This window comes from Polaromonas sp. P1_G2 (assembly GCF_056405515.1).
This window is the reverse complement of record NZ_JBFUBY010000085.1, coordinates 1-14,448: the sequence shown is the minus strand read 5'-3', so window position 1 is coordinate 14,448 and position 14,448 is coordinate 1. Positions and strand designations below refer to the sequence as shown.

The window sequence follows — 14,448 nt, the reverse complement described above, 5'->3', positions numbered from 1 at the left end:
GTATAGACCAGTGTGTGCCCGCGATGTGCTTCTGGCGGAACTGCATGCTGGGGCGCAGGTCTATGGCGCAGACGCTGCCGTCGGCCAGGCCAGTCATCAGCGCCTGCGCGCTGATGGCGGGCAGCGCGGGCAGGGCCACGGGTGCCGCGGCGGGCAAGGCCAGGCCGCTGGCCAGGCCCTGGTCCAGCACGCTGGCGTCGTGGCCCAGCTGGCGCAGCCAGCTCGCCACCGTGAGCGCGCGCATGCCGTCGTTGTCGAACAGCACCAGCCGGGCCTTGCGCACACCCACGTACTGGTCGGTGGCCTGGATCAGCTGGCCGCCGGGCGTGTGCTGCGCGCCGGGCAGGCTGCCTTGCGCAAATTCCTCGGGGCTGCGGACGTCACACAGGAAAAGCGTGCGATGCGCGTCGCCCGCCCAGCCGCGAACCGTCTGCGCGTCGACGATGGGCACGCCAAAGCGCTGGCCCAGCGCCTGGGCCGCTGCACGCATGCCGGCGGTCCCTTGAGGCTGGGCCGCTTCGGGGTAGCGGCGCGTGCCGCCGTGCTCGAGTTTCAGGTCGGCCAGGTACCAGCCCTGGGTGCCGTTTTCGAGCGCCGACACGGGGTTGCGCACACCCAGGTTGATCAGGGTTTGCGCGCCTATGATGCTGCGCGTGCGGCCCGCGCAGTTGATGACGATGTGGGTGCTCTCGCTGGGCACCAGGTCGCGGATGCGCAGGGCCAGCTCGCCGTTGGGGCAACTGATCGCCGTCGGGATGTTCATCTTGCGGAACTCCGAAAACGGCCGCCCGTCCAGCACCACGACATCGTCCTTGCGCTCCAGCATGGCGGCCAGTTCGGTCGCACTGACGCGGGGCGTGTGGTAGACCTGTTCGGCCAGTTCGCCGAAGGTCTTGGACGGCACGTTGACGCCGGCAAACAGCGCGAAGCCGGCGGCCTGCCAGCCGGCCGTGCCGCCTTGCAGCACCTGCACGTTGCCGTAGCCGAGCGCGGTGAAGCGGCTCGCGGCCAGGGGCGCCGCGCTGTTGCCGTCGCCGTCATAGACCACGACCCGCACACCTTTGCGCGGCGCCAGGCGCGGCGCGTCCAGCTCGAGCCGGCTGTAGGGCAGGGGAATGCCGTAAAACAGATGCGACTGGCCGTACTGGCCGTGCTCGCGCACATCAAACAAGGCGATTTCCTCGCCGTCGTGCAGCCAGGCTTTGAGCGTGGCCGCGTCTACAAAACGTGTCATGGAATAAGGGCGTGTGGGTTCAGAAAGTTCGAAGAAGGAAAGATGGGGCGGGTGATCAGCGGCGGGTTTGCACGCCGATGCCCATGGTCTCGTACGTGCCTTTTTCCATGTCATAGCTGGTGCGCGAGGTCAGGGTCTCGAGCGCGCGCCCGTACATGTGCAGGTGGCGTATCACCTGGCCGGCGGGAATCTCCACCGAGTGGATGTCCTCGGCTAGCAGCGCGATGCCCGTGCCGGGCTCGACCACGACCGAGCTGACCTCTTTGAGCTGTGCCTTTCCGGGCACGGAACCGTCGTCCTGGCGCTCGTACACGCGATTGAGTTCCGTGCCTTCCACGGCGCTGATGCAGGCCCAGGTGGTGTGGTTGTGCGGAACGATGCGCTTGCCGGGGCGCATCACGTTGAGGTACAGCGCAAAGCTCTGGTCGGCGTCTTCGGCGATCAGGTAGCGCGCCTGCAGTTCGGGGCTGACGGGCGCATTGAAATCGGCGTCGCTCCAGAGGTCCTTGCGGCCGGCCAGCTGGTTCAGCACCGCCAATACCTTGGCCAGGGAGGGGCGCGTCGCCTCACCGCTTCCAACAATAACTTTAATGTTTTTAATGGCGGCGCCAACCACCTGGTTGCGCTCTGCTGCTGCGTTCATGGGCATGTTCCTGAGTGAAATTGCGGTTTGGTGGACCTAATATAGTCAAGTCATATTTTTCAAACAACTCAGAAATAGAGATAAACGCATTAGCATTCGTAATATGAAGACGCTGCCGTGGAGGCCCTTGCATGAAAACCCTTGACCTGGAATTGCTGAGGTCCCTGGTCGCTATAGACGAGCAGGACAGCTTTGCCGGCGCAGCCGTCCAGTTGGGCAAGACGCAGTCGGCGGTGACGCAGCAGATGCAGCGCCTGGAGGACCAGATCGGCCACCCGCTGTTTGAAAAACACGGCCGCAGCAAGCGCTTGACGCCGCACGGCCACAAGCTGCTCGAATACGCGCGCCACCTGCTGGCCATCAACGACGATGCGCTGCGCAGCCTGCAGCAGGGCAACCTCGAGGGCGTGCTGCGCATAGGCGCGCCGCACGACGTGGCCGACAACATGCTGCCGACCTTGCTGGCGCAGGTGGCGCGCGTCTCGCCCTTGCTGCAGCTCGACATCCACGTGGGGCGCAGCCCCTTCCTGATGGAGTCGCTCAAGCGCGGCGAGATCGACATGAGCATCTCCAACCGCAACGACCCGGGGCTGGACGGCGTGGTGCTGCGTACCTCTCCGACGGTGTGGCTGTGCTCGGCGAGTTATGTGCACAACCGCACCAAGCCGGTGCCGCTGATCCTGGTGGAAGGCCCCAGCGTGTTCCACCGGCTGGCGCGTGAGGCGCTGGACGCCGCCGGCATCCCATGGACGCCAAGCTACACCGCGTCCAGCCTGATCGGCATCAAGGCGGCGCTGCGCGCGGGGCTGGGCGTAACCGCGCGCGGCATCGAAACGGCGGGCAGCGACCTGCGCGTGCTCGGCGAAACCGACGGCCTGCCGCGCTTGCCCGACCTCGACTATTACCTTTTCATTCGCCGCAACGTCATCAACCCGGTTACGCGCAAGGTGTTCGAGATGCTCAAGGCCAACCTCGGTTTGATCCGCAGCGCGGCGGACCCGGCCTCTCCGGCATGGCCCCCGGTCAGGGGAATCTGACACCCGCCATGCAGGGGCGCGGAGCCGAGGTGTCGAGGGTCTGGCCGCATCTTGTCGACTTTCTACTTACTTCCAAAGAGCGCGTGAGCGCGAATCGACGGCGGCCATACGATCTCGAAGAAAACGCCGTAACAAAATGTTGGACGCAAGCCACATGAAGAGATTGAAAGTGGCTGAACTCGCACACGAATGCGGAGCTTGCGTGCTTCGAGGTGTACGCTTGCCGCACGCCGGCGATGCCCGACATGGGTTGGGGTTGCAGCGTATCTGAGAACAAATGCAAGGAGAGTTCATGTCTGTTTCATCGTTTCCCATCAAGCGGCGCACCCTGCTTGCTGGCTCCGCGGCCACCCTGGCGCTTGGCGCCGCACCCGCATGGGCCGCCTACCCCGACAAGCCGATCAAGATCATCGTTCCCTGGGCAACGGGCGGCAGCACCGACGCCATTACCCGCGTGCTTGCGCAGCGGCTGACCGAGAGCCTGAAGCAGCCCGTGATCGTCGACAACAAGCCGGGCGGCGCGGGCCACGTCGGCATCGACCAGGCCGCCAAGTCGGCGCCCGATGGCTACACGCTGGCGATTGTCGAGTTGTCCCATGTGTATGCGCCCGCGGTTGTCGCCAACCTGCCTTACGACATGCTGCGCGACTTCACGCCGATCACGCTGGTGGGCACGTCGCCCATGGTGCTGTTCACCGGCATGGGCCCCGAAAACGCCGACTTCAAGACTTTCCTGAAAACCGCCTCGACCACCAAGGGCGGGCCCCCCGCCATGGCGAACAGCGGCACCGGCTCCATCAGCCACCTGGTGGGTGAGCTGTTTTCCCAGGAAACCAAAATCAAGTTCAACATGGTGCCTTACCGCGGCGGCGCGCCGGCCATGGTGGATCTTGCTGCCGGCCAGGTGTCTTCCTACTTCGCCACGCTGGCGACCGGCTCCAGCCTGATGGCCGCCGGCAAGGTGAAGGCGCTGGCGGTGACGGGCCGCAAGCGCTCCGATGTCCCCATCCTGCGTTCCCTGCCGACGATGACGGAACTCGGCCTGAAGAACATGGACGTCGCCCAGTGGTGGGCGCTGGTGGCTCCGGCGACCACGCCGCTTGAAGTCACCGAACGGCTTCGCCTGGAACTCCTCACTGCCATGTCGGACCTCAAGGTAGTGGAGCGCATGTCCGCCCTGGGTGTGGAAATGAAGGGCACTTCGCGCGACCAGTTGCGCGGCTTCCTTCGGGCTGAGTCCGAGCGTTGGCGCACCCTGGCGCGCAACGTCGGACTGRAACCGCAGTAACTTCAGTTCAACGTTGCCCCGGCGCTGGCAATCCTAGCCAGCGCTGCGCGGCCGCTTCCAGCGCTTCTTGTGAGCCCGTCGTCAGCAGGGTCACGCGGCCGGGTGCCTCGCCCGGCTGCAGCTGCCCGGCGGCCTGGAGTAAACGGCGTGTCTGTCGCGCGACCGGCTCGCCGGTTTCGATCAGGCTGACATTGGGGCCCACCAGCGCCTGCAATGTGTCCCACGCGAAAGCGTAGTGCGTGCAGCCCAGCACCAGGGTGTCGACTTGCCCTGCCTGCTTGCCGAACGGCCCGATGGCTTGCGTGTATTGCGCGCACAAGGCGTGGACCCGCGCGACATCATGGTTCTGTATCGCATCGGCCAGCCCGTCGCAGGGTTGCAGGATGAATTCCGCCTGGTCTTTCAGTGAATCGTGCAAGGCACGCAGCTTGGCGCTGGCCACCGTGCCGCGCGTCGCCATCACGCCGATGCGGCCCGTCTTGCTCAGGGCGACGGCCGGTTTGAGCGCCGGCTCGACGCCGACCAGCGGCRGGTCGGGGTGCTCGGTTCGCACAAGATGGACGGCGGCCGCCGTCGCGGTGTTGCAGGCGATCACCAGCGCCTTGATCGCGTGCTCGTCGCGCAGCTTGCGCACGACGGCGCGCGTGCGCTCAATGACAAAAGCATCACCGCGTTCGCCATAGGGCGCGTATCCCGCGTCAGCCAGGTAGACAAAAGCCTCGGCGGGCAACTGCGCACGCAGCGCCTTGAAGATGCTGAGCCCGCCCACGCCGCTGTCGAACACGCCGATCAAGAAGAGCCTCCACGGTCGCTCACTGCGTGTAGCCTGCGGCTTCTCCCTGCCCCTTTCATCACGAAAGGGGCCGCTGCGCCTGCGTTCTGGCAAAGCCAGTCCCGCGGCCCCGACTTGAAGGGAAGGCGCTCAGGCATCTTGTCGTTGCTTAAGCGCTGGTGACCGGGATCTGCTTGAACTCGCCGGTGGCGATCTTCTTCTGCCACTCGGCCGGGCCGGTGATGTGCGCGCTGGTGCCGCCCGCATCGACCGCGACGGTGACCGGCATGTCGACCACGTCGAATTCGTAGATCGCTTCCATGCCCAGGTCGGCAAAGCCCACCACCTTGGCGGTCTTGATGGCCTTGCTGACCAGGTAGGCGGCACCGCCGACGGCCATCAGGTAAGCGCTTTTGTGCTTCTTGATGGCTTCGATGGCCACCGGGCCGCGCTCGGACTTGCCGATCATCGAGATCAGGCCGGTCTCGGCCAGCATCATTTCAGTGAAGCCGTCCATGCGGGTGGAGGTGGTCGGGCCGGCCGGGCCGACGGCTTCATCGCGCACCGGATCGACCGGGCCGACGTAGTAGATGACACGATTGGTGAAATCGACCGGCAGCTTTTCGCCCTTGGCCAGCATGTCCTGAATGCGCTTGTGCGCGGCGTCGCGGCCGGTCAGCATCTTGCCGCTGAGCAGCAGGGTCTGGCTGGGTTTCCAGCTGGCGACCTCTTCTTTCGTGAGCGTGTTGAGGTCGACCTTTTTGCTCTTGTTGTAGTCGGGCGCCCAGTTCACGTTGGGCCACAGGTCCAGCGAAGGCGGGTCCAGGTAGACGGGGCCGCTGCCGTCCATCACGAAGTGGGCGTGGCGTGTGGCGGCGCAGTTGGGGATCATCGCGACGGGTTTGCTGGCCGCGTGCGTGGGATACATCTTGATCTTGATGTCGAGCACGGTGGTGAGGCCGCCCAGGCCCTGCGCGCCTATGCCCAGCGCGTTGACTTTTTCGAACAGTTCGAGGCGCAGCTCTTCGGTCTTGCTGAGCTTGGCGCCCGAAGACGATTTGGCCTGCAGCTCATACATGTCGAGGTCGTCCATCAGGCTTTCCTTGGCCATCAGCACGGCTTTTTCGGCGGTGCCGCCTATGCCTATGCCCAGCATGCCGGGCGGGCACCAGCCGGCGCCCATGGTGGGCACGGTCTTGAGCACCCAGTCGACCACCGAGTCGCCGGGGTTGAGCATCACCAGCTTGCTTTTGTTTTCGCTGCCGCCGCCTTTGGCGGCCACGGTGACGTCGATCTTGTCGCCGGGCACCAGCTCGGTGAAGATCACCGCCGGCGTGTTGTCCTTGGTGTTCTTGCGGTCGAACTGCGGGTCGGCGACGACCGAGGCGCGCAGGGTGTTGTCCGGGTGGTTGTAGCCGCGGCGCACGCCTTCGTTGATGGCGTCGTCAAGGCTTCCGCTGAAGCCTTCCCAGCGCACGTCCATGCCGACTTTCAGGAACACGTTGACGATGCCGGTGTCCTGGCAGATGGGACGCTGGCCGGTGGCGCTCATCTTGCTGTTGGTGAGGATCTGCGCAATCGCATCCTTGGCGGCCGGGCTTTGTTCGCGTTCGTAGGCGCGTGCCAGGTGGGCGATGTAGTCGGTGGGGTGGTAGTAGCTGATGTACTGCAGCGCGGCGGCTACGGACTCGATGAGGTCGGCTTGCTTGATCGTGGTCATGGTGGGGTGGGGATCGTCGTTTTAGGGGATTTCGGGCAAACCTCGTAATTATCCGCCCTCGGCACCCGGGGCCGGCCGGCGGCTTTTGGCAAAACCCCTTAGATGAGAATCTTTCTTGTTTGCCGTCATACTTCGACTTTCTCCCCCTCTTTTTTGACAGAGCAGGACATTCCATGACGACAAGCAACAGCACGCGCACCGAGCGCGATACCTTTGGCCCCATCGAGGTGCCGGCCGACAAACTCTGGGGCGCACAGACGCAGCGTTCGCTGCAGAACTTCGACATCTCGGGCGAGCAGCAGCCGCGCGAGATCATCAAGGCGCTGGCCCAGGTCAAACGCTGTTCTGCCAGGGTGAACCATGCGCTGGGCCTGCAGGACGAGAAGAAAACAAAAGCCATCGTGGCCGCGGCCGACGAGGTGATCGCCGGCAAGCATGCCGACGAGTTCCCGCTGGTTGTATGGCAGACCGGCTCGGGCACGCAGACCAATATGAACGTCAACGAGGTGCTGGCCAACCGCGCCAGCGAAATCCTGGGCGGCGAGCGCGGCGAAGGCCGGCTGGTGCATCCGAACGACGACGTCAACCGCAGCCAGTCGTCCAATGACGTGTTCCCGACGGCCATGCACGTGGCCGCGGTCGAGGCGCTGACCCACAAGCTGCTGCCGGCCATCGCGAAGTTGCGCGCCACGCTGGCGAAAAAGGCCAAGGACTTCGACGGCATCGTCAAGATAGGGCGCACGCACCTGCAGGACGCCACGCCGCTCACGCTGGGCCAGGAGTTCTCGGGCTACGTCGCGCAGCTGGACCACGGCGACAAGCATGTGCGCGCCGCCTTGCCGCACCTGTGCGAGCTGGCGCTGGGCGGTACTGCCGTAGGCACCGGCCTGAACGCGCCCAAGGGGTATGCCGAGCAGGTGGCGGCCGAGCTGGCCGCGCTCACAGGCCTGCCCTTTGTCACGGCGCCCAACAAGTTCGAAGCGATGGCCTCGGTGGACGGCCTGGTGCACGCGCACGGCGCGCTCAAGACCCTGGCGGCCAGCATGATGAAAATCGCCAACGATGTGCGCTGGCTGGCCAGCGGGCCGCGCAGCGGTATCGGCGAACTCAGCATTCCCGAGAACGAGCCCGGCTCGTCCATCATGCCGGGCAAGGTCAACCCGACGCAGAGCGAAGCCGTCACCATGCTGGCGGCTCAGGTGTTCGGCAACGACGTGGCCATCAACTTCGGCGGCGCTTCGGGCAACTTCGAACTCAATGTCTTCCGTCCCATGGTGGCGTACAACTTCCTGCAGAGCGTGCGCCTGCTGGCCGACGGCATGGTGAGCTTCAACGACCAATGCGCCGTGGGCATAGAGCCGAACCGCGAACGCATCGCCGAACTGGTGGATCGTTCGCTGATGCTGGTGACGGCGCTGAACACCCACATCGGCTACGACAAGGCCGCCTTCATCGCCAAGAAGGCGCACAAGGAAGGCAGCAGCCTGCGCGATGCGGCGCTGGCCTCGGGCTATGTCACGGGTGAGCAGTTCGACCAGTGGGTAGTTCCTGGGAACATGGTCGGCAGGTAGATGCACACCCTCGTCCAGGCTCACTGCGTGTAGCCTGTTCCCCCCTTGCAGGGTAGGTAGGCACCCCCCCGTCGGACGCTCACTTCGTGTAGCGCCTTCCCCCCCTTGCAGGGGGCGGCGCCTGCGGCCCGGCAAAGCCGGTTCCGCGGCGCCTGCTTGCAGGGGATGTGGTTGGTTTTACCGCCTGCAGCCCGTGTGTCTGGGACAATGGGCCATGCTCAAATTCGTCCACCGCACTCTCAACCAGTTCATCAATTCGCAGTCGCTTTCGGGCGTGGTGCTGGCGCTGGCGGCCGTGCTGGCGTTGGTGGTCAGCAACTCGCCATGGAGTGAGGCTTACAACCGGTTTGTGCAACTGCCGGGTGAGCTGCGTGTGGGCGGCGACCTGCTGGTGCTTTCCAAATCCTTGCTGCACTGGGTCAATGACCTGTGGATGGCGGTGTTTTTCTTCCTGGTGGGGCTGGAGATCAAGCGTGAGCTGCTCGATGGCGAACTGGCTTCGCGCAGCCAGGCCTTGTTGCCGGCAGGCGCCGCGCTGGGCGGCATGGTGGCGCCGGCGCTGATCTATATGGCCATCAACGCCGGCGACCCGATCGCCATGCGCGGCTGGGCGATTCCGGCGGCCACGGACATTGCCTTTGCGCTGGGCATCCTGGTCTTGCTGGGCAGCCGTGTGCCGGCCTCGCTCAAGGTGTTCTTGACGGCCGTCGCCATCATTGACGACCTGGGCGCCATCCTGATCATCGCCTTCTTCTATACCGATGCCTTGTCGGTGGCCGCGTTGCTGGCCGCGGGCCTGGGCGGACTGGTTCTGCTGGCCTTTAACCGGGCGAAAGTCATGGCGATAGGACCTTACGTGGCGGTGGGGCTGGTGATCTGGCTGTTTGTTTACAAGTCGGGGATTCATGCCACGCTGGCGGGCGTCATTACCGCGTTGGCCATTCCCCTGTCTGACGGCAAGGGCGGCTCGCCGCTCAAGGCGGCTGAGCACGCACTGCATCCCTGGGTGGCTTTTGCGGTGTTGCCCATGTTTGCATTCGCCAACGCGGGGGTGTCTCTGCAAGGCGTGACGATTGGAACGCTGCTCCAGAGCGTCCCCCTGGGTATCACGGCGGGTTTGCTGGTGGGCAAGGCGGTCGGGGTGTTTGGCGCTTCGTGGCTGCTGATCCGCTTTGCCGGCGCGCGCTTGCCGGCTGAATCCAGCTGGCGGCAATTTATGGGTGTGTGTCTGCTCTGTGGTGTGGGTTTCACCATGAGCCTGTTCATCGGAACGCTGGCCTTCGCCGGGGAGGATGCCGGCTACGAAACGCAACTCAAGCTGGGCGTGCTTTGCGGTTCGCTGCTTTCCGGCGTGGCGGGTACGCTGTTGCTGCTGAGAGGCGGCCCCAAGGGGCCGGCCAAGGCCGAATAAGACTCAGTGCTTTTGCGCCGCGATGCCCGACATGATCTTGTCGGTGTAGGCAATCGCAATGGCCGACAGCAGGAAGGTGATGTGGATCACCGTCTGCGCGATCAGGACCTTGTCGGTGTAGTTGTCGGCATTGATGAAGGTTTTCAGCAGGTGGATGGAGCTGATGCCGATGATGGCCGTGGCCAGCTTGACCTTGAGCACCGAGGCGTTCACGTGGCTCAGCCATTCGGGCTGGTCGCGGTGGCCTTCGAGGTTCATGCGGCTCACAAAAGTTTCGTAGCCACCCACGATGACCATGATCAGCAGGTTGGAAATCATGACCACGTCGATCAGGGCCAGCACTACCAGCATGATGACCGTCTCGTTGAGCGTCACGACGGGTATGGCGGTCTTGTAGCCGATGCTGGTGATCAGCGATTGCAGGGCGGTCTGGCTGCCGAAGGCGGCTTCGATCAGGTGCCACAGCTCGACCAGAAAATGCACTACGTATACCGCCTGCGCGGCGATCAGCCCGAGATAGAGCGGCAACTGCAGCCAGCGGCTGGCGAAAATCAGGTTGGGCAGGGGGCGGAGCGGGGAAATCTTGCCGGTGCCGGGGGTCTGGGTGGGTTCAGTCATGATGGCGTAAGCTGGGAAGGTTGCGGCATTGTAAGAGGGTGGCGGCCACCCCCGATTCGATGCCTTTTTGTAAGGTTCAAGCCAGTCAGTGGCTTGTAAGTGCCGCAGAAGACAGTACCACGCATTCAGTGACAAACAGGAGACATAAACAATGAGCGCCCCCCAATCCGCGATCGAATCGACCCTGGTTGAAAATCGCATTTTCCCGCCTGCCCCCGCCACCGTGAAAGCGGCGCGCATTTCGGGCATGCCGGCCTACAAGGCCCTGTGCGCCGAAGCTGAAAAAGATTTTGAAGGTTTCTGGGCGCGCCTGGCGCGTGAAAACCTCAGCTGGAAAAAGCCGTTCACCCAAACACTGGATGAGTCCAGCGCGCCGTTTTACAAGTGGTTCGCCGACGGCGAGCTCAACGCTTCCTACAACTGCCTGGACCGCCRTCTGGGCACGCCGACCGAAAACAAGAAAGCCATCATTTTCGAAAGCGACGACGGCAAGGTCACCAACGTTACCTACAAGGAACTGCACGCCAGGGTCAGCCAGTTCGCCAGCGCGCTCAAGGGCGCGGGCATCAAGAAGGGCGATCGCGTCATCATCTACATGCCGATGACGGTCGAGGGTGTGGTGGCCATGCAGGCCTGCGCGCGCATAGGCGCCACGCATTCGGTGGTGTTCGGCGGCTTCTCCGCCAAGAGCCTGCAGGAGCGCATCCAGGACGCCGGAGCCGTAGMCGTCATCACCGCCAACTACCAGCTGCGCGGCGGCAAGGAATTGCCGCTCAAGGCCATCGTCGATGAAGGCATCGCCATGGGCGGCTGCGAGTCGATCAAGAACGTGATCGTTTACCAGCGCACCGCCACGGCCTGCAACATGGTGGCCGGGCGTGACAGCCTGATGCACGAGATCACGGCCAAGGCGCCGCCGGTGTGCGAGCCGGAATTTGTCGGCGCCGAGCATCCGCTTTTCATTCTTTACACCTCTGGCTCGACCGGCAAGCCCAAGGGCGTGCAGCACAGCACGGGCGGCTACCTGCTCTGGGCCAAGCTCACGATGGACTGGACTTTCGATATCCAGCCGGCCGACGTGTTCTGGTGCACGGCCGACATCGGCTGGATCACCGGCCACACCTATGTGGCCTACGGTCCGTTGGCTGCAGGCGCGACGCAGATCATCTTCGAGGGCATCCCGACTTTCCCGAACGCTGGCCGCTTCTGGCAGATGATCGAAAAGCACAAGGTCACGATTTTCTACACGGCGCCCACGGCGATCCGCTCGCTGATCAAGGCCGCCGAGGGCGATGAGAAGGTGCACCCGGCGCGCTCCGACCTGAGCAGCCTGCGCATCCTGGGTTCGGTCGGCGAGCCCATCAACCCCGAAGCCTGGATGTGGTACTACAAGAACGTGGGCGGCGAGCGCTGCCCCATCGTGGACACTTTCTGGCAAACCGAGACCGGCGGCCACATGATCACGCCGCTGCCAGGCGCCACGCCGCTGGTGCCCGGCAGCTGCACCTTGCCATTGCCCGGTATCATGACCGCCATCGTCGACGAAACCGGCAAGGACCTGCCCAATGGATCGGGCGGCATGCTGGTCGTCAAGCGCCCCTGGCCATCCATGATCCGCACCATCTGGAACGACCCGGAGCGTTTCAAGAAGAGTTATTTCCCCGAAGAGATGGGCGGAACGATTTACCTGGCCGGCGACGGCGCGGTGCGCAATGCCGAGAACGGCTACTTCCGCATCACCGGCCGCATCGACGACGTGCTGAACGTCTCGGGCCACCGTATGGGTACGATGGAAATCGAATCGGCACTGGTGGCGCATTCCGCGCTGGTGGCCGAAGCCGCCGTGGTGGGGCGGCCCGACGACCTGACCGGTGAGGCTATCGTGGCCTTCGTGGTGCTCAAGCGCTCGCGCCCCACGGGCGACGAGGCCAAGGCGATCGCCAAGGAACTGCGCGACTGGGTCGGCAAGGAAATCGGCCCCATCGCCAAACCCAAGGACATCCGCTTCGGCGACAACCTGCCCAAGACACGCWSCGGCAAGATCATGCGCCGCCTGCTGCGCGGCATCGCCAAGGGCGAGGCCATCACGCAGGACACGTCGACACTTGAGAATCCTGCGATCTTGGAGCAGCTGGCTGAAAAGCAGTGAGTTGAATCAGGCATAAAAAAAGCCCGTCAATGACGGGCTTTTTTGTCGGCTTGCAAGCCGCTTATTTGGTTGCCAGAACCCAAGCCGCCAGCTTCTTGGCTTCTTCAGGGTTGACCTGTGCATTGGCGGGCATGGGCACAGGGCCCCAGACCCCCGAACCGCCCTTGATGATTTTGGTGGCCAGCTTGTCGGCGGCATCTTTCTGGCCGGCGTACTTGGCGGCGACATCCTTGTAAGACGGCCCCACCAGCTTCTTGTCGACCGCATGGCAGGCCATGCAGTTCTTGGCTGTGGCCAGTTGCAGGTCGGCCAGAGCGGGCATCGACACGGCAAAACCCGCGGTCACAAAAGCGATTACTGAAAGAATGCGTTTCATGGATTTGTCCTCGTGGGGGAGTTATGGATTCGGTTACAGTCAATTAACGTGATTGTAGTGGCGCCGGTTGACCCTTGTTTCAAGGGGATACCCCTTGGCTCGGGTCGATATTTCAGGAGAAAAACATGTATTTTTTATTGCTTGGCATTGTCGGGTTGGCGTTGAAATACCTGGAGATTGGCCCGGTTGCCACATGGAGCTGGTTCATCGTGCTGTCGCCGTTTTTGCTGGCCGCGCTATGGTGGTGGTACGCAGACGCATCGGGCTACACCAAGCGCAGGGAAATTGAAAAAATGGCCAAGCGTAAGGATGACCGCATCGACAAACAGCGCGACGCCATGGGCATGCTGTCGGCCAAGAAGAAGAAAAAATAAGCCAGCGCCGCATCAAGCCCTTTCAATCAGGTTACGCCTTCTAATCTATCTGCCTCACGTCAAAGGCGGGGCGTCCCAAAGCAAAGAGCCCGTGAAGTCTGTAACTTCACGGGCTCTTGTCGTTTCAGCTGGCTGGAGTCAGTTGCTCAATAGTCGTCCAGCACCGCACCCTTGCTGGCGCTGGAGGCATTGAAGGCGAACTTGGCCTGCACGCCGCGTGTGTAGCGCGGCGCCGGGGCCTTCCAGCCGACTTTGCGTTTTGCCAGTTCTTCATCGCTGATGTTGAGCTGCAGCAGCAGTTGTTTGGAGTCGATGGTGATGGAGTCGCCTTCGTGGATAAAGGCGATGTTGCCGCCGGCCGCCGCTTCAGGCGCGACGTGGCCGACCACCATGCCCCAGGTGCCACCGGAGAAGCGACCGTCGGTGATCAGGCCCACGCTTTCGCCGAGGCCTGCGCCTATCAGCGCGCCGGTGGGGGCCAGCATCTCAGGCATGCCCGGCCCGCCCTTGGGGCCGAGGTAACGCAGCACCATCACATCGCCGGCCTTGATCTTGCCGGCCAGGATGGCGGCCAGGGCCGACTGCTCATCATCAAACACGCGGGCCGGGCCGGTCATGACCGGGTTTTTCAGGCCGGTGATCTTGGCGACGCAGCCTTCTGGCGAGAGGTTGCCCTTGAGGATGGCCAGGTGGCCCTGGGCGTACATGGGCTTGTCGATGGGGCGGATCACGTCCTGGTCGGCGCGCGGAACCTCGGGCACATCCTTGAGTGTCTCGGCGATGGTCTGGCCGGAGATCGTCAGGCAGTCGCCGTGCAGCAGGCCGGCGGCCAGCAGCGTCTTCATGACCTGGGGAATGCCGCCGGCGCGGTGCAGGTCGACGGCCAGGTATTTGCCGGAGGGCTTGAGGTCGCACAGCACCGGCGTGCGCTGGCGCACGCGCTCGAAGTCGTCGATCGTCCATTCGACACCGGCCGTGTGGGCGATGGCCAGGAAATGCAGCACTGCGTTGGTGGAGCCCCCGGTCGCCATGATCACGGCGACCGCGTTTTCAATTGCCTTCTTGGTGACGATGTCGCGCGGCTTGATGTCTTTCTTGATGGCTTCAACCAGGACCTTGGCCGACTCCCTGGCCGAGTTCATTTTCTCGTCGTGCGGGTTGGCCATGGTGCTGGAGTAGGGACCAGGACCTTGGCCGACTCCCTGGCCGAGTTCATTTTCTCGTCGTGCGGGTTGGCCATGGTGCTGGAGTAGGG

At 63.8% G+C, this 14,448-nt stretch carries 12 protein-coding genes and 1 pseudogene; 6 read left to right on the top strand and 7 right to left on the bottom strand.

All coding sequences use genetic code 11. The annotated features are described in order from the left end of the window. The coding region (locus tag AC1D0P_RS10990) for a rhodanese-like domain-containing protein (protein ID WP_477676767.1) at positions 1–1,234 on the bottom strand (1,234 nt) is incomplete at its 3' end. A gap of 55 nt (positions 1,235–1,289) precedes the next feature. Next, complete coding sequence (locus AC1D0P_RS10985) at positions 1,290–1,877, bottom strand: cysteine dioxygenase family protein (protein WP_477676766.1); 588 nt, start codon at positions 1,875–1,877, stop codon at positions 1,290–1,292. A 131-nt stretch (positions 1,878–2,008) separates the two neighbouring features. On the opposite strand from AC1D0P_RS10985, the gene AC1D0P_RS10980 reads away from it, so the two are divergent. Beyond that, on the top strand, positions 2,009–2,914 hold the full coding sequence (locus AC1D0P_RS10980; RefSeq protein WP_477676765.1) for a LysR substrate-binding domain-containing protein: 906 nt from the start codon (positions 2,009–2,011) through the stop codon (positions 2,912–2,914). Between the two features lie 292 nt (positions 2,915–3,206). Continuing rightward, on the top strand, positions 3,207–4,202 hold the full coding sequence (locus AC1D0P_RS10975; protein WP_477676764.1) for a Bug family tripartite tricarboxylate transporter substrate binding protein: 996 nt from the start codon (positions 3,207–3,209) through the stop codon (positions 4,200–4,202). A gap of 7 nt (positions 4,203–4,209) precedes the next feature. Here the strand turns inward: AC1D0P_RS10975 and murI are convergent, their stop codons facing one another. Further along, the gene (gene murI / locus AC1D0P_RS10970) at positions 4,210–4,995 is read right to left on the bottom strand and encodes a glutamate racemase (RefSeq protein WP_477676763.1); all 786 of its coding nucleotides are present in this window, start codon (positions 4,993–4,995) and stop codon (positions 4,210–4,212) included. 148 nt (positions 4,996–5,143) lie between these two features. Next, the gene (locus AC1D0P_RS10965) at positions 5,144–6,694 is read right to left on the bottom strand and encodes a fumarate hydratase (RefSeq protein WP_477654582.1); all 1,551 of its coding nucleotides are present in this window, start codon (positions 6,692–6,694) and stop codon (positions 5,144–5,146) included. 173 nt (positions 6,695–6,867) lie between these two features. Between AC1D0P_RS10965 and fumC the strand changes: the two genes are divergently transcribed. Next, complete coding sequence (gene fumC, locus AC1D0P_RS10960) at positions 6,868–8,265, top strand: class II fumarate hydratase (protein ID WP_477676762.1); 1,398 nt, start codon at positions 6,868–6,870, stop codon at positions 8,263–8,265. 214 nt (positions 8,266–8,479) lie between these two features. Continuing rightward, positions 8,480–9,676, top strand: a complete 1,197-nt coding sequence (nhaA, locus tag AC1D0P_RS10955) for a Na+/H+ antiporter NhaA (RefSeq protein WP_477676761.1) — start codon at positions 8,480–8,482, stop codon at positions 9,674–9,676. 3 nt (positions 9,677–9,679) lie between these two features. Here nhaA and AC1D0P_RS10950 read toward each other — a convergent pair whose 3' ends face one another. Continuing rightward, positions 9,680–10,294 carry a YqhA family protein gene (locus tag AC1D0P_RS10950; protein ID WP_477676760.1) on the bottom strand — a complete coding sequence of 205 codons (615 nt, stop codon included), beginning with the start codon at positions 10,292–10,294 and terminating at the stop codon, positions 9,680–9,682. A gap of 151 nt (positions 10,295–10,445) precedes the next feature. On the opposite strand from AC1D0P_RS10950, the gene acs reads away from it, so the two are divergent. Continuing rightward, on the top strand, positions 10,446–12,443 hold the full coding sequence (gene acs, locus AC1D0P_RS10945; protein ID WP_477676759.1) for an acetate--CoA ligase: 1,998 nt from the start codon (positions 10,446–10,448) through the stop codon (positions 12,441–12,443). Positions 12,444–12,504: 61 nt separating this feature from the next. Here acs and AC1D0P_RS10940 read toward each other — a convergent pair whose 3' ends face one another. After that, the gene (locus AC1D0P_RS10940) at positions 12,505–12,819 is read right to left on the bottom strand and encodes a c-type cytochrome (protein ID WP_477676758.1); all 315 of its coding nucleotides are present in this window, start codon (positions 12,817–12,819) and stop codon (positions 12,505–12,507) included. 125 nt (positions 12,820–12,944) lie between these two features. On the opposite strand from AC1D0P_RS10940, the gene AC1D0P_RS10935 reads away from it, so the two are divergent. After that, positions 12,945–13,193 carry a TIGR04438 family Trp-rich protein gene (locus tag AC1D0P_RS10935; RefSeq protein WP_477676768.1) on the top strand — a complete coding sequence of 83 codons (249 nt, stop codon included), beginning with the start codon at positions 12,945–12,947 and terminating at the stop codon, positions 13,191–13,193. A 146-nt stretch (positions 13,194–13,339) separates the two neighbouring features. Here the strand turns inward: AC1D0P_RS10935 and AC1D0P_RS10930 are convergent. Continuing rightward, positions 13,340–14,374, bottom strand: a pseudogene (locus AC1D0P_RS10930) (dihydroxy-acid dehydratase domain-containing protein); the annotation flags it as partial. Between the last annotated feature and the right edge of the window lie 74 nt (positions 14,375–14,448).

Excerpts from the sequence above, each read along its gene's own strand:
- AC1D0P_RS10985 (WP_477676766.1), bottom strand. The coding sequence starts at position 1,877 with ATGAACGCAGCAGCAGAGCGCAACCAGGTGGTTGGCGCCGCCATTAAA.
- AC1D0P_RS10940 (WP_477676758.1), bottom strand. The coding sequence starts at position 12,819 with ATGAAACGCATTCTTTCAGTAATCGCTTTTGTGACCGCGGGTTTTGCC.
- AC1D0P_RS10965 (WP_477654582.1), bottom strand. The coding sequence starts at position 6,694 with ATGACCACGATCAAGCAAGCCGACCTCATCGAGTCCGTAGCCGCCGCG.
- AC1D0P_RS10980 (WP_477676765.1), top strand. The coding sequence starts at position 2,009 with ATGAAAACCCTTGACCTGGAATTGCTGAGGTCCCTGGTCGCTATAGAC.
- AC1D0P_RS10935 (WP_477676768.1), top strand. The coding sequence starts at position 12,945 with ATGTATTTTTTATTGCTTGGCATTGTCGGGTTGGCGTTGAAATACCTG.
- AC1D0P_RS10950 (WP_477676760.1), bottom strand. The coding sequence starts at position 10,294 with ATGACTGAACCCACCCAGACCCCCGGCACCGGCAAGATTTCCCCGCTC.
- fumC (WP_477676762.1), top strand. The coding sequence starts at position 6,868 with ATGACGACAAGCAACAGCACGCGCACCGAGCGCGATACCTTTGGCCCC.
- nhaA (WP_477676761.1), top strand. The coding sequence starts at position 8,480 with ATGCTCAAATTCGTCCACCGCACTCTCAACCAGTTCATCAATTCGCAG.